We start from the raw sequence: 19,305 nt of genomic DNA on the forward strand, positions 1-19,305 counted from the left end.
TGTATTTATTTTCCAATAGTTAATTGTTGTAATGATGAAATATAAGCGGTTACATCGGCTATCATCTTGTCGTCTGATAATGATTGTGCGGCACTTGCCATAATCACACCGTTTGTATTTTCAGGATCACCTCCTCTGACGCCTGATTTAAAATAATTTAACTGAGTACTTATGTACCAATCATTTAAGCCGGTCAGTCGAGGTGCGCCCAAGGCTTCGTTGCCTTCACCTGAGGCACCATGGCATGCCGCGCATTGAGTGTAAAGCTTTTCTCCACTAATCGGGTCGCCATCAATGGTCTTGTCAGGTAAAGGGGCTGTTGCTCTGGCAATAAAGTTAATGGCTTCTTCAAGCATTTCTGGCGTTATGGATTGTGCCACGGGTAACATTTCATACCCCGTCACATCGTCTTCGTGTACGCCACGCCAACCTTTTTTGAATGCGTCGATTTGGTTTCTGAGGTACCAAGGCTGAAGCCCAAGCAAACGAGGGGCACGCGTTCCTTCGCTCCCCATCAGTTGGGAGCCATGACAGACCATACATGTTACCAACGACTCCGGCACGGGTAACAAATCCTCAAAATCTGAACCTGCAATCGCAAAAAGTGGAGAACACAAGCACAACATCCATAATTTTTTAAACATGATTACCTCCTCACGCCTCAACAAGTTCAGAAAAGTGCGCTAAGGAAGTTTCCATCGCAGCCAAGGCACCCTCTTGCCACCCTGGGTGATAACTAATTTGATCCCCCATCATAAAGTGTCTGCCCTCAGGTTTTTGCAAACGCGTAAAGTAGCGCTTGCGGTCTTCGGTACTCATGGTGCTGCCACAACCCATCATGTGATTCATGCGGCTCCACGGGATTGAAATACCCGTCTCGATGTAAGAAGAGTAATTTGGATGGATTTGATCACCCATCGCAGCAGCCACTTCTAGACGTTTTTGGGGAGTCAAGCGCGCAAAGTAATCATATTGTTTTTCTTCCCAAACATAGGCACCCAGCATAATGCCTTTATTGCTAAAGATCCCACTGGATGGGTACCAGACTTGGCGAATAGGCAAGTTGGTATAACTAATGCCACCGTATATATTTTCTTTTTCCCAAAAACGTTCCTTCATTTGGAAGCCAATTTTGAACAATTTGCCACGCTTGAGAGTGTTAAGCGCCTGCTTGTATTCAGTCGAAAAGTTATTGACAATCCCATTCATAAAGTGCGCAGGAATACAGTTAAAACAATAGTCTGCATCGATTGTTTTCATTTCTCCCTTTTGAGAGTAAGCGATATGCACGCCGCTCTCATGCAACTTGATTGCACTTACCTGAGAATTATAGTGAATAGGTGTCGCAATGTTGTTCAAAAAGCCATCTACTATTTTATCCATCCCGCCCACTGGGGTCATCAAGGGTTCTGCCCAGTCATACAACTCAGTCATGCGTTGTATTCGCGAGAATAAAGGTGAGTTGACCAGGTCTTTTAAGGCTGGAGGCGTTCTCAGTTCAGGTTTAGACAGCATTCGATCACCCAAGGCACCTGAGCGCTCACTGCCGACGTAATTTCCTGCTTCGTCTAGATCACCAAAAACGTTCAAAAAGTTTGACAAATTTTCAATGTCATCTTTGCTTAATTCGGCATCGAAACGACTAGAATCTATGGCTTTTTGTGCCAGTTCGGCAACAAAACCGCGGCTGTCCGCGATATGCTCGCCAATGCGAATAGGTTTACCATCAAAATTATTTGAGTCATGCAAATACGCGAGTCGGTTGCTGTTGGCGATAATACGCATCGGGACATTAAAGGTTTTACAATAGTGCAGTGTGCGTTCGTGGTGGCCCGGTATGCGTGCTGCACCACAATTCATATATAGGTCGGGATCATCATCGAACTGACAAATCGAAGGTGCGCCGAGTTCGTCAATTAGATCGCCGTGACGCGCAGTAAAAACTCGGCCACCTGCTCGATGTGAAGCCTCTAGGATGATGCATTGGTAACCCGCGCGTTCCAACTCATAGGCGGCGGCGAGACCAGAAATACCCGCCCCTAAGATCACTATTTTATTCTTGCCTTTTTTTGCTGAATGGAGCGATATGGATCGCTTTCCACTGCTAGTAGAAATCAAACCCATTGCAGCACTTGCTTGGTAAGCCAGCGAGCTGCCACCCACTGTCGCCAGCATATTCAGAAACTGTCGCCTGTTAAAATTTCTCATGCCCTACCTTTCGACAAGCCTATATAAAAATAAGGCTTTAAAATTTGATTCACTTATGCAATTAGCAAACCAAATATAAAAACCTTATAAATCATACAATTACTGTTTTCGGTGCGTGAACTTGCACTTTTTTGGATGCATATCTAACAAAACTAGTTGGTTCTGCGCCATTAAGGGTAAGGTTGGTGAAATGCGTGTTGTAAACTGAACCGCTTATTTCGAATTCGCTGTCATAGCACTTATACATGAAGGCAAGGTTTATTGATTGTGCTAATATGCCCGAGTGTGTTGTTCGTCTCATTACAATGACGAAGCAATGATGTAGCAATGCTCAACAAACAATAATAAATAAGGCTAAGTGCCCTTTAAGGGTAGATACTCAAAAAACAAAGTCGCTGCCAACCTATCCATGGGACTCCAAAAAGGCTTCCATGCCTTTTTGGCTTTGCTTTGTGAGTATCTACACTTAAAGGAAACTTAGCCATAAATAAAAAGGGAGAAATAATGCGAAACCAATTAATCGCACTTGCAGTAGCGGTGGCCGTTGCTGGTTGTAACAACGACAAAAACCAAACCGAAACGCTAGACGCAACGACTAGTCAAACCGCAGTTTCAGCCGAGAATGCACCAGTCACCCAATCTCAAATCGAAGCAGAGACTGAGCGCTTAAACGCGTGGTTTGAAAATAAATACGAAGAAGAGCTACTAAACAGCCCTATCCAATTGACCTTTTTAGGACGTGATGAGCGTCAAGGTGAAATTGATGATGTATCTGAAGCGGCACAAGATGAAGCACTTGCACGCAGCCGTGCAAACTTAATTGAGCTCAAGCGTGACTTTGATTACAACAAGTTAAGTGAAGATGCCAAAATTTCTTATGACATTTGGGTGTATCAAGCTGAGCAAGCCGAAAAAAGTAACGAATTCAGGAACAATGCCTACATATTTGAACAAATGAGAGCGATTCATAGCTTCTTTCCACAACTGCTTATTGCTTTTCACAAAGTAGAAGATGGCGAAGATATGGACAACTATTTGTCTCGTATTTCGGGCAGTGCTACGGCTATCAACGAACTCGTCAAACAATCTAAAAAGATTGCCAAAAATGGCGTTAGACCTCCTTATTTTTCTTTCGAGTCTGTAATCAAACAGGCAAGCGACATTATTAGTGGTGCCCCTTTTGATTCCAACGAAGACAGTGCAATCTGGGCAGACGCCAAAAAGAAGATTGCACAATTAGTCGAAGAAGAAAAAATAGATAGTCAAAAAGCTCAGCAGCTTACCGACGATATAAAGGCCGCGCTTTTAAATGAATGGATGCCAGCTTATCAAAACCTGATTGCTTGGCAAAAAGAAGACCAAGTTAATGTGAGCCCTAGTGCTCAGGGCGTCAGCCAATTACCGCAGGGGACAGCTTATTACAATGAAAGGCTGGCTAACCATACCACAACGAATCTGACAGCAGAAGAAATCCATGAAATTGGCTTGGCCGAAGTGGCAAGGCTAAGAAAAGACATGGAATCGGTAAAAGAAGCATTTGGATTTAGCGGCTCACTTCCAGAGTTCTTCAGCTTTTTGAGAGACACCAAAGACGATGAACGCTTATATTACCCAAACACAGATGAAGGTCGTCAAGCCTACATAGACGACGCCACTGCTGCCATTGATGGTATTCGAGCCGTCTTGCCCGACTATTTTGGTATCATGCCAAAGGCTGACATGGTAGTAAAACGCGTAGAATCGTTTAGAGAGCAAGACGGTGCTGCACAACATTATTATCCTTCCTCTCCTGACGGCTCGCGTCCGGGAATATATTACGCGCATTTGTCAGACATGACTGCTATGCCCAAACGTGAATTAGAGGTCATTGCCTATCACGAAGGCTTACCCGGTCATCACATGCAAATAGCGATTCAACAAGAGCTTGAAGGGATTCCAACTTTCCGTACGCAGGCCAGTTTTACCGCTTACAGTGAAGGTTGGGGGTTATATTCAGAATGGCTTGCCAAAGAAATGCCGAATACCTATGTCGATCCACTTTCAGAGTTTGGCAGATTGGGGTCAGAGATTTGGCGGGCAATTCGTTTAGTGGTCGACACAGGCTTACATGCTAAAGGCTGGACTGAACAGCAAGCTGTTGATTATTTTATTGCTAACTCTGCAGTGACAAAGGAACAAGCGAGCAGTGAAATTCGCCGTTATTTAGTGCTGCCTGGACAAGCCACCAGTTACAAAATCGGTATGATTAAAATTCAAGAACTACGCAAAAATGCTGAAAAGGTCTTACAAGACAAATTTGATATAAAAGGCTTTCACGATGTTGTGCTAGGGGGTGGAGCAATGCCCATGTCCTTGTTGGAGAGACGCGTGAATAAATGGGTTGAGGAGATACAAGCAGGCGCGTGAGTATCAAAGTGTTAAAGAAAACTGCACTTGCGAGTGATATAGAAAAATCACTCGCCCTCCAATTGCCCTCGCCAGTTCAACACGTGAACTGGCCTTTTTTTATTCAAACTACAAAACCAAAGGCAAACAATGGTAACGAAGCGCAGACCCGAAGCATTGTAGTCAAAAGAGACGACCTCATTCACCCAATAATCTCGGGCAACAAATGGCGTAAACTATCGCCTATTGTGCTTCTCGCAATAAAAAACAACTGGCGTCATCTTGCCAGTTTTGGTGGTGCTTATTCCAATCATTTACATGCCTTGGGCTATGTATGCAAGGAACTTGGGATAAAATGCACGGCGATTATTAGGGGTGACTATTCCCAACACCCTTCTCCAACGATCATGGACTTGATTGCGTGGGGAACAGATATTGTTTATGTGACAAAGCGCGAGTACCAATTTCGCCAAGAGCCAGACTATCAGCAACAAATGACCAAACGACTCAAAGCTGACATGCTCATTCCCGAAGGCGGTACGACTACAAAGTACTTGCAAGGCGTGACGAGTATTATTGATGAGCTAAACGCGCAATCAAATATCGAACAACTTGTGTTACCTATTGGTAGTGGCGGCACCATGGCAGGCTTGATCCAAGCTCAAAGCACAACTAAACCGCTCAATATTCACGGCATCAGTGTATTGAAAGGAGAAGGCTACCACCCAAAAATTATACAACACTTACTTAGTTCGAGATCCCCAAAGAATACTTGGCAAATACATGAACAGTTTCATCATGGCGGCTATGCAAAAACAAGCGAGCCTCTGCTGCAGTTTTCGCAGCATTTTAGTAAACATACCTCAATAGCACTCGATAAGGTTTACAATGCAAAAAGCTTTTACGCGCTGAATCAATTACTTATTGAACAGGCATTTGAAGAAGCAGAAAAAATTTGTATTTTGCACACGGGCGGCACCCAAGGAAATAGAAAAATTTAATCAAAATGCGCTGAACTTTTTGCAATAGGCTGCCGTTAACCTAGGTAAGTTTGTTATGCATCGCCAGGTTTATTTACATGAAGCAAAACAAGATGCTCAAAGAGAATATCCCCTACGCCAAGCTCATTTATTCGGCGCTTGATTTATGTGAAGCGATGCTTTCAAAATCTGCCTTACTCTACCCCTTTGCGGTCGTATCGATCGATAATGACGTTCAGTGCTTGTTTACCCATTATGAAAATAGAGACGCTCAACAGGGCATGATTGAAGAACTCGAAGAACAGATTGGCACCATCCGTTTGACCGCCAATAACACGGTTGGCGTGCTCGTATATGCAGCAACAATCGCTGCCCCCAATGGCGAAGAAAGTGATGCCTTAGTGTTTAGTATATCTGACTCAGCAAACAATAATACCATTACACTATATCCCTACACCCTAGGTGACAATACTGTCGAGTTAAGCAAGCCCTACACATGTGACTTTTTTAATTAACAGACGACTGGTATCATCGGCGCCTTAAGTAACGCATACAGTTTGTTCGTGCAAAAAAGGTGCACAGGCAACTATTCTACATATTCTTAATAGGACTACCGGTTATGTCTCGAGTATTGATTATTGGCGCTGGCGGCGTGGCGTCCGTCACAATAAAAAAATGTGCCCGCTTACCTGAGTTTTTTGATGAAATCTATTTAGCGAGCCGCACATTGTCAAAATGCGAAGCCTTGCAACAAGAAATCGGCGAAGACAGAGTAAAAGCGGTTTATGCTGTCGATGCAGACAAGGCTAGCGAAGTCGAAGCCTTAATTGTAAAAATCAAACCCGATTTGGTGATTAACCTAGCACTACCCTATCAAGACTTACCGATTATGGATGCGTGCCTTGCGACAAAGACTGATTATCTCGATACCGCCAACTATGAACCCAAGGACGAAGCCAAGTTTGAATATTCGTGGCAATGGGCATACCAAGAGCGCTTCGAAAAAGCCGGTATAATGGCATTATTAGGCAGTGGCTTTGATCCCGGTGTAACAAATGTGTACACAGCCTACGCGGCAAAACACTACTTTGATGAAATTCACTACCTAGATATCGTCGATTGCAATGGCGGCGATCATGGACAAGCTTTTGCTACCAATTTTAATCCTGAGATCAATATTCGGGAAATCACACAACGTGGTCGCTACTATGAAAACGGCGAATGGAAAGAGACAGACCCCCTCAGCGTCAGAGAAGACTTAGACTACCAAAATATCGGTGTACGGGCTTCTTATTTGATGTTTCACGAAGAACTGGAATCCTTGGTTAAACACTTCCCTACGATTAAGCGCGCTAGGTTTTGGATGACCTTTGGCGAGGCATACTTAACCCATTTGCGCGTGCTTGAGGGGATTGGGATGACAAGCATTGAACCCATTGAGTTTCAAGGGCAACAAATTGTTCCACTCGAATTTTTAAAAGCCGTATTGCCCAACCCCGGCTCGCTTGCCGATGGCTACACAGGTAAAACCTGTATTGGCACATATATTACCGGTATAAAAGACGGTAAAGAAAAAACGATTTTTATCTATAACAACTGTGATCACGCTGCTTGCTTTGAAGAAGTGGGGGCACAAGCCGTCTCATACACCACCGGCGTGCCAGCAATGATTGGCGCTGCCCTGATGTTAGACAAAACCTGGCATAAACCGGGTGTTTGGAATATGGAACAATTTGATCCTGATCCCTTTATGACGCTATTAAATGAGCATGGTTTACCTTGGCAAGTCATTGAATGTGACGAAAGCCCGTTTAAACCGGCGTGAACTTAAAAGATGACAAATAACCAAGCCTTCAATAGCATTGCTTCGCCTTGTTATATATGCGATGAAGCCAAACTAGAGGCCAACTTAAACTTACTTGCCCACGTGCAAAAAGCGGCAGGTATAGACATTATATTGGCCTTAAAAGGCTTTTCGATGTGGTCTACGTTTCCATTAGTAAAGCAGTATTTAAAAGGCGCTACATCAAGTGGCGTTTGGGAAGCGAAGCTAGCGCGAGAAGAGATAGGCGGCGATGTGCATGTTTATTCACCCGCCTATAAACCGCAAGATATAGAGCAATTAGTTACGATCGTTGACCATATTTCATTTAACTCGTTGACGCAGTGGAGGCGATACAAGTCGCAGGTAATAAATGCAGGTGTATCAGCGGGCTTGCGGATTAACCCCGAAAACCAAGAAGCCGAAACAGCACTGTACGATCCCTGCGCACCAGGTTCGCGTTTGGGTATACTCGCGAGTGAACTTGAAGATGCTGACTTAAGTGGGATTGAGGGTTTTCATTGTCATAACTTGTGCGAATGTGATTCTTATGCCGCCGAACGCACCCTACAAGCCATTGAAGATAAATTTGGGTCGTACCTACCCACACTAAAATGGCTAAATCTGGGTGGTGGTCACTTGATGACACGCAAAGACTACAACATTGATCACTTGATAGAGGTACTGACTGCCTTTAAACAGCGTTACCCAAACCTAAACATTATCCTAGAGCCCGGTTCCGCAGTCGCATGGGAAACCGGCGTGTTGGTGTCTGAGGTGGTCGATATTGTCGACAATGAAGGCAAGATTGCTATTTTAGATATTTCTGCCACCGCGCATATGCCTGACGTACTGGAAATGCCCTATCGCCCAACGATTACCGGAGCAGGTAAAGCCGGTGAAAAAAACTATACATACCGCTTTGGTGGAAACTCTTGTCTAGCAGGCGATATGCTAGAAGCCTACAGTTTTGATCAGCTTCTTAAGATAGGCGACAAAGTCATCTTTGAAGATATGATCCACTACACAATGGTAAAAACTACCTTCTTCAATGGCGTTCAACATCCAGCCATAGGGATATTGCGAAAAAGTGGAGAGGTGGAAGTTGTAAGGGAGTTTGGGTATGGGGATTTTAAAGAGAGGTTGTCTTAAATATCCTTAACTCGGGATAATCGTCAGATTGAAAGTTTAAGTTAGGCAATAAAAAACCGGAGAAAACTCCGGTTTTTTGTTTTTCAGTTGTTCAAGAATTAGAACTCGTACTTAATACCAAATTGAATTTGCCAAACTGACTGTTCAAGCAATTCCAGACCTTCAATACGGTCTTGGTTATTCAAATTTAGGTAGTTATATTGACCATTCTCGATACGTGCAGATGCTACATTTCGGTCAAAGTCAGCTCTAGTACGTTCAAAACGACCCCAATCATCATTCAGTAAGTTACCCAAGTTCTCAATATCCAAGGTTACCACTAGTTTATGATCTTCGTGGAAAGCGGGGAGCTCTTGTAAGAAACGAACATTAACTAATGTTGTCCACTGAGAATTATCGCCATTACGCGGTGCAATACTACCAGCGTACTGCGCTAACTCTGAGTTGTTTATGTAATCAAAGAAAGCTTGCTGCTCTGCTGCATCACCACCAAATGAATTAGGCGAGAACAATGGGTCATTCGGACCAGACGGTACATAGAACAAGTGACCTGCATTGTCATGGCGACTTTCACGAGCACAACGACCTTGGCGACCTCGGCTATCTTGACCACCGAATACGCCGTTTTCAAACTCAAGTACACAATTATTGTTTTCATCGAAGGTATAGCTATATGGCTGACCTGTCTGACGCGTAGCAAATAATGAGAACTTCGTTTCTTTGCTGCCAAAAATTTGCTTGGACCAGTTAAAGCGGAACTTTAACAAATGCTCAGTTTGGAAGTTTGAGGTACCCAAGCTTGGCTGTTGACGATCAAAAGCCGCAAAATCAGAATAGTTTGAAGTTGCGGTTGCTTCTGTGCCATAACCGATATCTTCAACGTCTGAGTTGGTGTAACTCAAGAACATATCAAACTCACCGTAGTCAGTTTCCCACTCGTTTGAAGCAGATAAAGCAATAAGATGCCCATCACCACCATCGTCAAATGAACCGATAACTATCGCCTCTGGAGCGCCGGCACAATCATAAACAGGTCGGCCATCTGGTGCGGTAATACCTGCTACAGGATCGACACAACGTTGATCAAACCAATAAGTCGCATTTTCTATCTTATTTAATAGGTAATCAGCAGAAAATACCCAGCCATCTCCCAATACGGGTAAATCAACGTAATAAGCTGCGCCTAAACTAAATTTCCAAGTGGTCGGAATTTCAAAGTCAGGACGCAATGCATTTACACTGCCATCAGGCGCTTCACTTGCCAGTCTACTTAATATGTCAGCAGGAATATATTGACCAGTTTCAGGGTCAGCGACAGTCGGTACATTATAAGTTTGGCCAGAACCAAAGTCATCTATACTGTCAGATATTACGCCATCGTTTGAATAACTGTTTGAAATCCAAACTGCTGGAGAGCCACCCGAGAAGCGACCTACACCACCACGAACAGTTAAGTCATCTGTTGCTAACCATTCAAAAGAAAAACGAGGCAAGACTAAATCTAAACCATCAACATCTGTTGTGTTTGTATAGCCGTAACGATTGACAAAGTTTTGATTTTCACGAATTGCCCCTTCTGATTCAAACCAATCGTAGCGTAAACCAAAGTCAAAGGTTAAGTAAGGATTGAAATCCCACGAATCTTGGATGTACAAAGAGTTAGTATTGAATCCCCAAATTGCACGAAGGTCATTTTCATTATTAGTTATCGCATTGCTATATAATAATGCAGAAGCAGATGCATTACGCAAGTCGTCAATACTATCAAAACGATAAGAGCCTTCAGAGTTTTGTGCGAATAAGTTGTTCACATCCACTTCTTCTCGCTCATAACCCGCTTTAAATATGTGGTCACCAACAGTGTATTCAGCCAAGAACTTAAGAGTTAAAAAATCTTGACTTAATTCGTTACCATGACGGAAGCGATCTGGGCCAATCGATAAGTAGTTTTCGTCTCCGTCTACTTCTCTCAAGAAAACACCAAAGTTAGGGAATTCAGCGCCATTTAAAGAGTTTTGACCGGTCTTTTGGGAAGTACTACCAATTTTGAACTGCGTGGAGAAATCAGATGTCCAATCAGAAAAAACATGGGCAATGTAGCTTTCTACGCGCTCAGAGCGGTTATACCAAGTAGAAGAAGCGCCTAAAACATTATCTGAAAGCGTAAAGTTGTTACCATTTTGCTCAACGATAGTATTTCCGTCAGTTAATAAGTAAGTAAATTTCGCACGATGGTCTTCATTGATGTTCCAATCAATATTAGCAATAATTTTTTCATCTTCAGCAGGCGTTTTTTCAAAGCCGCCAATGTCAAAGCCCCATACGTCAGATACTATCGCCCTAACTTCGGCTACGTCATCAAGCGTGATGTCGTCTTCGATATTCAGCGCACCAGATCCTACAGGACCACGATTTAATGGTGCTGTTTCTTCGTATTTATCGTAAGCCACGAAAAAGAATAGTTTGTCTTTGATGATTGGTCCGCCAAGCGTTCCAACAAAAGTCTCTTCTTCAAACGTTAGATCAAAATCGTCATCGCCATTTTTATCACCCTTCAACGAGTCGTCAGTAGTGAAGTAACTTACAGAACCGTGGAACTCATTGGTTCCAGATTTAGTAACGGCGTTAACTGTACCACCGGTAAAGCCATTGTATTCCACGTCGAAAGGCGCGGTTAGGATAGACAAAGACTCTATCGCGTCAAAAGAAATTGGCGAACGCTGGGTAGGAAAACCGTTGTCATTCAAGCCAAAACGGTCGTTTAAAGCAACACCGTCTATAGTTAACGAGTTAAAACGGTTGTTTGCGCCGGCAATTCTTAGTGCTTTTTCACCGTTCACAAAACTAACCGAAGCAAAGGGGTTTTGCGCCGCGGCATCGGTGATATCGCGGTCGATTGAGGCTACTTCGTTTAGTGCTTCTAAACCCAAACTCGTGCTTAAACCGTCGTTAGAAAAACCTGCAGTGGCGGTTGCCGAACCTATAACTGAGATAATTTCAGTTTCTGAACCTGTTTGTACGGTTACAGGTAAGGCAAAAGTTTGGTCAAGAGACAGATAGATATCATCAAGTTGAACTGGTTGGAAGCCATCACCTGTAACGACAATAGTGTAAGGACCACCGACACGTAAACCACGTGCGGAGAACGAGCCATTGGCATTGGACGTTACCGTAGAAGCCGTACCAGAAGGTGTGTGTATAATTGTAATCGTGGCGTTAGGATAGGTCGTGCCTGCTTCACTCGCTACATTACCTCTGATAGAGGAAGTAGTAGATTGCGCCATTGCAGCAGTCGATAGACCGACAGACAACGCGACAGCTACAGCTATTTTGCTGAATTTAGTCATTGAACGCATTATTGTTGTTTCCCTATGTGTTTTGAATAAGTTATTTTTTTAACGGGCAAATTGTCCTCGTATAATATGACAGTTTTATTACAGAAAAGCCATCTTCATATTTATGTAACTTAACCGATTGGTCTAGTTTTCTTCAGTTTAACAAATGCGCAACAATTGTGCATTTGTTGACCATTAAAATTTATCTATTTGCTTGCAGCTTCGCTAAGGGGTAAAGTTGTGTTAATTAATTGAACAATGAAAATCTATGCAAAAGCCAATAATAATAGCTATATCGGGCGCATCGGGTTCAGGCAAATCCCTGTTTACTCAAAACCTATCACTTAAACTCGGGCAATCTTCCAAAGATATTCTTCTGTTGCAAGAAGACCATTACTACAAAGCGCAGGATCACATTTCTATAGAAGAACGCGCAAAAACAAATTACGACCACCCAGATGCCTTTGAACACGATTTGTTGGCTGATCATTTGGCGCAGTTACTCAATAATGAAATCATTGACTATCCCGCCTACTGCTACAAAACGCACACTCGCTTGAGCGAATGTGAAAAAATTGAACAAGCGCCCATTATTATCATTGAAGGAATCATGCTGTTGACCCAAGTGCAGTTGTTCGATTATTTCGATTTAAAAGTGTTTGTCGATACCGCACCTGATGTTTGCTTGATGCGACGGATGTTAAGGGATACACAGGAGCGTGGCAGAACCATCGAGTCGGTTGCAAAGCAATACGAAACAACGGTAAAACCCATGTATCACAAGTTTATTGAACCTAGTAAAAATTTTGCGGACTTAATCGTGCCCCATGGCGGTGAAAATCATCTAGCTGTTGACGTTGTCAGTGCGTTTTTACTTAACTCACAAAATGGAAGTCTGATTAATGATTAGTTTATTAGGGATTGTTGTTTTGTTCGCCATTGCTTTTGCTTTATCAAAAAACAAAAAAGCAATTAGCTGGCGTACAGTGGGTGGAGCATTTGGCTTACAAGCCTTAATTGGCGGGTTTGTGCTTTACACCAGTGTAGGTGTCGATGTGCTCAATAGTATTACCAGCTTTGTGCAAAATGTGATTGACTACAGCAAAGCAGGTATCGAATTTGTGTTTGGCCCCTTGGGCAATTTTTCCCTTGGCTTTGTCTTTGCTGTTAACGTACTCCCTGTCATTATTTTCTTTTCTTCTCTCATTTCGGTCTTGTACTACTTAGGGATCATGAGCTTTGTCATTCGAATGATTGGCGGCGGTTTAAAAAAGCTACTCGGCACTAGTAACCCTGAAAGTATGTCTGCGGCGGCGAATATCTTTGTGGGTCAAACCGAAGCCCCTCTAATCGTTAAACCATTTATCCCCAAAATGACGCGTTCGGAATTGTTTGCAGTTATGGTGGGTGGATTGGCATCGGTAGCAGGGTCGATTATGGCAGGCTATTCGGGTATGGGAGTAGAACTTAAGTATTTGATTGCCGCGAGTTTTATGGCGGCACCCGCCGGTTTAATGATGGCAAAAATCCTTGAGCCTGAAACCGAAACACCCAATCAGAACCTGTCGGAAGTCACCAGCGAAGAAGAGTCATATGCCAATGTATTTGATGCTGCCGCAAGCGGTGCGGCGTCTGGACTCAAACTTGCCGTAAATGTCGGCGCAATGTTACTCACATTTATAGCACTCATTGCTATGTTAAACGGCATACTTGGGTATGTGGGTAGTTTGTTTGGCATAGACAGCCTAACCATTCAGCAAGTGCTGGGCTATGTATTCCAGCCCATAGCTTGGCTAATCGGCATTCCTTGGCACGAAGCGCAGCTTGCCGGTGGTTTTATCGGGCAAAAGTTAGTGCTCAATGAGTTTGTAGCGTATTCTGATTTTGTGAATTACAAGGATGAACTTTCAACCAGCACACAAGCCATTATTACTTTTGCGCTTTGTGGCTTTGCTAACCTCTCTTCTATCGCTATTTTAATGGGAGGGATTGGTACAATGGCTCCCAGTAGGCGAAAAGACATTGCCGATATGGGATTAAAAGCGGTATTGGCGGCGACCTTAGCCAATCTAATGAGCGCAGCTTTAGCAGGTATTTTCCTCTCTCTTACTTAATACATAGCTAGAGCCAGATATTGGCTCTACGGAGCACATTGCATGAAATTAGAAGCAGTTGATTATCAATCACCAACAGCAGCGCAAGACTTTGTTGAATCGTTGAGACAAACAGGGTTTGGCGTGTTAAAGAACCACCCAATATCACAAGATGTGGTGAGCAGTATTTATACAAATTGGGAAGCTTTTTTTAATTCGGAAGACAAACACGCATTTTACTACAACAAAGGCAGCCAAGACGGCTTTTTCCCACAAGCGGTATCTGAAGTCGCCAAGGGCTTCAAGAAAAAGGATATTAAGGAATATTATCATTATTATCCATGGGGTCAGTGTCCTGCAAATCTCAAGGAAGAAATCGATGCTTACTATTGCGATACATTAACGCTTGCTTCGCAGCTTCTCAACTGGATAGAAGCCTACTCACCTGACAATGTGAGCGCGCATTACAAAGAACCGCTATCGAATATGATTAAAGAAAGCGAGCAAACCTTACTCAGGGTTTTGCATTATCCCCCTCTTTCAGGGGACGAAGAGCCAGACGCAATCAGAGCCGCTGCCCATGAAGACATCAATCTCATCACGATTTTACCCGCGGCCAATGAGCCCGGCTTACAAGTAAAAGCTAAGGATGGTAGTTGGCTTGACGTACCTTCTGATTTCGGGAATCTGATAGTGAATATCGGTGATATGTTACAAGAAGCATCGGGCAATTATTTTCCTTCCACGACTCACCGCGTGATCAACCCAGAAGGCACCGATGTAACGAAAGCCCGTATATCTTTACCCTTGTTTTTGCATCCGCGACCGGATGTTGTCTTGTCTGAACGTTATACGGCAGAGTCTTATTTGCAAGAACGCCTCAAAGAACTAGGCGTCATCTAGTCTGCTAGCGCTTGCTATTTGCTTTTTGTTTGCTTGCCGAGGTGCCTTAGAATGCGTTGTATATTTGCGCCAACTAGCTAACCTCGATAAGCGAGTAAGGAGAGCTTCTTAGAGTATTGCTCACTCACTCGACGATTATTTGAACGCTTTCTGGCTTTTATTAGGGCGTCACTAGAGCGTTCAACATCACCGACTGCATAGTAGGCTTTTGCCAAACCAAAAAAGAATTCATGCGCCCTATTATTTAATGCAATGGCTTTCTTAAAATGTGAAATCGCGTCTTGAGGCCTATTTTCAAGTAAAGCATATTCTGCCAACATCGAATGATAATAAGGGTTTTTTAAGCGCTTTTTATGCAAGCGTGCATCTATGCTATTTGACTCATCTTCTCTTTGTGTTTTGGCGTAAATAGCAGCCAAATTCTCAAGTGCAGACAAATAGTTAGATTTCAACGACAATGCATGTTTATATGCTTCTTCTGCCTCATCCAAATAACCACTACGACTGTAAAGTACGCCCAAGTTTAACCAAGCGCCCTCGTTGCTTGGATCAGCCTCGATAGCTGCTTTGTAATAGGCAAATGCTTTGTCTCGCTCATCATTGATCAAGTATTCTGCGCCTTTATTGTTGTAGAAATACGACACAATTTGACGCCTATTTAATTCTACTGATGAAAACTCTTTCGCATTCCGAGATGGATCAAAATCCACGATAAGATCGCCGTTTTTTGCCAATGGCCCTAGCCGCCTTGTCGGCATTTTCACACGCAAGTTGATATGACGGTTAATGATTGATGCCCCCTGCCTAAACGTCCAAAACTCTGGGATTTGCACATCTTGAAAGCGTGCGTCAATCCCCAAGTATTCCGCCATAGAATAAGCCATCACAGTCAACGACAAGCAATTTGCCGCACCGTTGTAGAAAGTTTCAGATGCAATTGTATTAGCATCGGCTGTATAACCTAAGTTGAGTCCAGCATGATCAAATATTGCAAAAACCAGTGCTGACATGCGTCCCAAATCATCGGTTTCACTTTGTGTGACAAACTCAACGAAATCGATGGCTTCTTGTGAAAGGTGAAAAATCTCTTCAGGGCTTTCTACGGTGTAACTGCTGTAGGAAGGAAAGGCTTCCTGTTTAAGTTCAGGTTTATTCTTGCTCAAAAAAGAAGTAGAGGAGCAGGCCGAGAGTAGTAACAAAGCGCTTATGAAAACAATGACATTTCTCATAAATTTACCTCTTAAATACATACCTCTACTCAAATATTAGACAAGCACAAGTGGAATTACAAATAAATATTCACAATGTAAAAATATTCCATTAACGTTAAAACTAAAGTAGTTTGCTTTCCAGATTGGCTTTGTCTTCTTTGCTTGTGTACTTTAAGAAACAAATCCTTGTACTTAGTTCAAATTGGCGTATCAAGCATGTTTATTTAGTTAATCGTATGGCAATTAATACCTTTGCTTTTCTCAAGCACTATACTATAGTCTAAATTTTATGCTCACCGAGTCGTACAATTGGTGTTAAGGTAGTTTGCGTTGACACGAGCGAGCTCAAGGGTTTTATCTCTTGGCTACACAATAAGAATGAACGTGTTCTTCAAACTTCTTAAAACGAAAATCGTTATGCAGTATTAGGAGTGGAGCAATTAGCATCAAGGACAAACAAATTCAGCTAGAAGCAGCCCATCTGCTTTACGACAATGCGACTAATGGCATCGTTGTGTCTTTGATCGCCTTTTTCGCAATAGTGATCTATTTTGCTGACGTTGAGCAAGGTGTCGATCCTGTGCGCTGGGTGATGTTGGCATGTATGCTAGTGATTACTCTGGGTCGCTTATTGGATGTTTCGTTGTGGCAACACGCAAGACGAATGGGTAAGGCACAAACTGGGCAGCGGGGTGTCTGTCGATTCTTCATTAGTAATGCTTTTGGTAGCAGTATATGGGCAGTTTACGCGTTAACATTCCTGCCAACGATGTCATACCAAGAATTGACCACCACTATCGTTGTTGTGTCGGCGCTAACGGGTGGTGCAGTCAGTTTGCTATCTGGTAGTCGCTATATAGCGATGTCTTATTCGATCATGATGCTACTGCCTTTTTCTCTGGGTATGCTGTTTTTAGGGGAGGCATTTCAAACACTTTTAGGCAGTCTTGGCGTAGTATTTTTCGTGATCATGTTGTCCACGGCTATCAAATCTTCGGCATTTACCCGCTCGGCGTTACAGCTAAAATACGAGAATGAATCATTGCTCATCGATATGAAAGCAGCAAACAAAACCATATCCGAGGCTAACCAAGACCTAGAAAAAAAAGTAGAAGCCCGAACTGAAGAAATATTCAATTTATCGTATCGCGACCCCTTGACCGATTTATACAATCGCAAAGCTTTTGAAAAACACTTAAGAGACGAGATACAACACGCAGCCGACAACAATAGTCAACTTGCATTGCTGTTTATCGATCTCGATATGTTTAAGGAAATTAACGACTCTCATGGTCATGACCTAGGCGATTTTGTTTTACGCGAAGTAGCCAATAGACTCCTCGCTTTTGCAAGTGCCGAAAATATGCTTTGCCGTTGGGGTGGTGACGAATTTATTCTGCTTTGCCGAGATACTGACGAGCAAGAGGCAGTAACACGGGCGAAAAAGCTTCTTTCACTTTTGTCCTCTCCTATAGACCACGAAAAACTGCAGGTATCAGTGGGTGCAACCATCGGCATTGCTTTGTGTCCCGAACATAGCACGCAATCGTCAAAATTGATTGCTAGCGCTGACGCTGCGATGTACACAGAAAAGCAAAAAAGAAGTGCCAACATCGCAATATTTGACCAAACAATGTTGCAGCAACAGGAGCGCGAGTATTTTCTAAAATCTGCTCTAGCCTCGGCCGTTGATAACAACGAACTCTTCTTGATGTATCAACCTATCGTTAGTAATCAAAACGGCAGAGTGCGCGCCTGTGAAGTGTTACTCAGATGGTCGTTAAACGGCGAAGTAATCTCTCCTATGGAATTTATTCCTATCGCCGAAAGCTATGGCTTAATTCATGAACTTGGAATTTGGGTGATCGAACATGCTTTCAAAGATGTGGCGAACTGGTGCTTTGAAGACGATGTTTCGATTTCCATTAATATATCAATCATGCAAATTGAGCATGACGAGTTCATCCCATTCATTGAAAGCGCACTAGCCAAGTCGGAGATTTCTCCCCAAAAAGTAAGCCTTGAAATCACGGAATCTTTGTTTGCGCGAGACAACGCAAAGGTCATCGAAAAAGTCAGAGCACTACAAGCTTTGGGCATCAGTGTGTCGTTGGATGATTTTGGTACTGGGTTTTCTTCATTGGCGCAGCTTCAGTCCCTTTCTGCTAATACGGTTAAAATTGACAAAACCTTTATTGATTCGATTGAATCTGGCGGTCGCGCCATTATTCAAGCCACAAACTACTTAGCTGGTGAATTGTCTTATGAAGTCATTGCCGAGGGCGTGGAAACTCAAGAACAAACCGCTATTTTAAAAGAAATTGGCGTAGAAAATGTTCAGGGCTTTCTGTTTGCTAAACCAATGAAAGTTGAAAAATTAGCAAATTGGAACAAAGTGCATGCTGAAAAATATGGCTTATGCTCCCTGTAAGTATTGCTCCTGCACGAAGTAAAACTTAGTGTTTAAGGTCAGAGACATCCAAGTCTAATTGAGACGCGAGCATCGCAGCCTGTGTTCGGTTATTTATACCCAGTTTTTTGAACACTGCTGTTACATGTGCCTTGACGGTCGCTTCGGCGATATTTAGTTCATGACCTATCTGTTTATTCAATAAACCGTTACCAATTCCACAAAACACTCTATATTGTGCAGGTGTAAGGCGCGCAATTTTATCGGCAAGCGCAGTAAACTCGTCTTCTAGTTCACGTGTTTTTTGTTCTACTTCTTTCGGTAGCCACACCTGACCACCCAGTATCGCTTCAATCGCTTGCAACACTTCACTCAATGTCGATGTTTTTGGTACAAACCCTTTTGCGCCCAATGCAATTAACTTGGCAATCAAGCCAAGATCTTCAGTCGCAGAGACAATCACAATAGGTAGATCAGGAAAAAGCTGTTTGATGCGCAAAAAGCCGTATAAATCACTGCTATCGGGCATGTATAAATCCAAAAACAGCATATTGACCCGATGCTCATCAAGCATTTTCAACGTAGATGCTAGGCTGTCTGACTCCAAAATGTGAAGTGAACAGTATTCGTCATTTAATGCATTTTTTATCGCTTCTCGAAATAATGGATGATCATCCGCGATAAGTAGGGTTTTCATTAAAAGCTAGCCAAGCGTTATGGAAATAAACAAAGAACGCTATGGTAGCCAATTAGCAAACGCTTATATATGAGACAAAGGTGGGGAGTTCCCCACCTTTTGGTGAAAT

The 19,305-nt window shown here is 43.0% G+C and carries 14 protein-coding genes; 9 read left to right on the plus strand and 5 right to left on the minus strand.

The features are described from left to right. Positions 1-5 precede the first annotated feature (5 nt). Complete coding sequence (locus tag ACFOHL_RS05285) at positions 6-644, minus strand: c-type cytochrome (protein WP_376919159.1); 639 nt, start codon at positions 642-644, stop codon at positions 6-8. 10 nt (positions 645-654) lie between these two features. Beyond that, positions 655-2,208 carry a flavin monoamine oxidase family protein gene (locus ACFOHL_RS05290; protein ID WP_376919160.1) on the minus strand — a complete coding sequence of 518 codons (1,554 nt, stop codon included), beginning with the start codon at positions 2,206-2,208 and terminating at the stop codon, positions 655-657. Between the two features lie 504 nt (positions 2,209-2,712). Between ACFOHL_RS05290 and ACFOHL_RS05295 the strand changes: the two genes are divergently transcribed. The 5 genes from ACFOHL_RS05295 to nspC all read left to right on the plus strand — a co-directional run bounded on the left by ACFOHL_RS05295 (position 2,713) and on the right by nspC (position 8,547). Beyond that, entirely contained in the window at positions 2,713-4,614 is a 1,902-nt protein-coding gene (locus ACFOHL_RS05295; RefSeq protein ID WP_376919161.1) for a DUF885 domain-containing protein, read from the plus strand. Further along, a complete protein-coding gene (locus tag ACFOHL_RS05300) occupies positions 4,611-5,594 on the plus strand; it encodes a 1-aminocyclopropane-1-carboxylate deaminase/D-cysteine desulfhydrase (RefSeq protein ID WP_376919162.1) in 984 nt (327 codons plus the stop codon). Before ACFOHL_RS05295 ends, ACFOHL_RS05300 begins: the two co-directional genes overlap by 4 nt. A 77-nt stretch (positions 5,595-5,671) precedes the next feature. After that, the gene (locus ACFOHL_RS05305; RefSeq protein WP_376919163.1) at positions 5,672-6,088 is read left to right on the plus strand and encodes a hypothetical protein; all 417 of its coding nucleotides are present in this window, start codon (positions 5,672-5,674) and stop codon (positions 6,086-6,088) included. Positions 6,089-6,192: 104 nt separating this feature from the next. Next, positions 6,193-7,398 carry a saccharopine dehydrogenase family protein gene (locus tag ACFOHL_RS05310; protein ID WP_376919164.1) on the plus strand — a complete coding sequence of 402 codons (1,206 nt, stop codon included), beginning with the start codon at positions 6,193-6,195 and terminating at the stop codon, positions 7,396-7,398. Between the two features lie 9 nt (positions 7,399-7,407). Then, positions 7,408-8,547 carry a carboxynorspermidine decarboxylase gene (nspC, locus tag ACFOHL_RS05315; RefSeq protein ID WP_376919165.1) on the plus strand — a complete coding sequence of 380 codons (1,140 nt, stop codon included), beginning with the start codon at positions 7,408-7,410 and terminating at the stop codon, positions 8,545-8,547. Positions 8,548-8,645: 98 nt separating this feature from the next. Here the strand turns inward: nspC and ACFOHL_RS05320 are convergent, their stop codons facing one another. Then, positions 8,646-11,903 (minus strand): TonB-dependent receptor, encoded by a 3,258-nt coding sequence (locus tag ACFOHL_RS05320; RefSeq protein ID WP_376919166.1) that lies wholly within the window; start codon positions 11,901-11,903, stop codon positions 8,646-8,648. 247 nt (positions 11,904-12,150) lie between these two features. On the opposite strand from ACFOHL_RS05320, the gene udk reads away from it, so the two are divergent. The 3 genes from udk to ACFOHL_RS05335 are packed head-to-tail and all read left to right on the plus strand — an operon-like array spanning position 12,151 to position 14,878. After that, on the plus strand, positions 12,151-12,792 hold the full coding sequence (gene udk / locus ACFOHL_RS05325) for a uridine kinase (RefSeq protein WP_376919167.1): 642 nt from the start codon (positions 12,151-12,153) through the stop codon (positions 12,790-12,792). Beyond that, entirely contained in the window at positions 12,785-13,996 is a 1,212-nt protein-coding gene (locus ACFOHL_RS05330) for a NupC/NupG family nucleoside CNT transporter (protein ID WP_376919168.1), read from the plus strand. Before udk ends, ACFOHL_RS05330 begins: the two co-directional genes overlap by 8 nt. Positions 13,997-14,038: 42 nt before the next feature. Beyond that, on the plus strand, positions 14,039-14,878 hold the full coding sequence (locus ACFOHL_RS05335; RefSeq protein ID WP_376919169.1) for an isopenicillin N synthase family dioxygenase: 840 nt from the start codon (positions 14,039-14,041) through the stop codon (positions 14,876-14,878). A 77-nt stretch (positions 14,879-14,955) separates the two neighbouring features. On the opposite strand, the gene ACFOHL_RS05340 is transcribed toward ACFOHL_RS05335, so the two are convergent. Then, positions 14,956-16,107: a tetratricopeptide repeat protein gene (locus ACFOHL_RS05340; RefSeq protein WP_376919170.1), complete on the minus strand. Its 1,152-nt coding sequence runs from the start codon at positions 16,105-16,107 to the stop codon at positions 14,956-14,958. Positions 16,108-16,603: 496 nt separating this feature from the next. On the opposite strand from ACFOHL_RS05340, the gene ACFOHL_RS05345 reads away from it, so the two are divergent. After that, positions 16,604-18,520 carry a putative bifunctional diguanylate cyclase/phosphodiesterase gene (locus tag ACFOHL_RS05345; protein WP_376919171.1) on the plus strand — a complete coding sequence of 639 codons (1,917 nt, stop codon included), beginning with the start codon at positions 16,604-16,606 and terminating at the stop codon, positions 18,518-18,520. Positions 18,521-18,545: 25 nt separating this feature from the next. On the opposite strand, the gene ACFOHL_RS05350 is transcribed toward ACFOHL_RS05345, so the two are convergent. Then, the gene (locus ACFOHL_RS05350) at positions 18,546-19,196 is read right to left on the minus strand and encodes a response regulator transcription factor (RefSeq protein WP_376919172.1); all 651 of its coding nucleotides are present in this window, start codon (positions 19,194-19,196) and stop codon (positions 18,546-18,548) included. Positions 19,197-19,305 lie beyond the last annotated feature (109 nt).

This window comes from Agaribacter flavus (assembly GCF_042646125.1).
GTDB lineage: Bacteria > Pseudomonadota > Gammaproteobacteria > Enterobacterales > Alteromonadaceae > Glaciecola > Glaciecola flavus.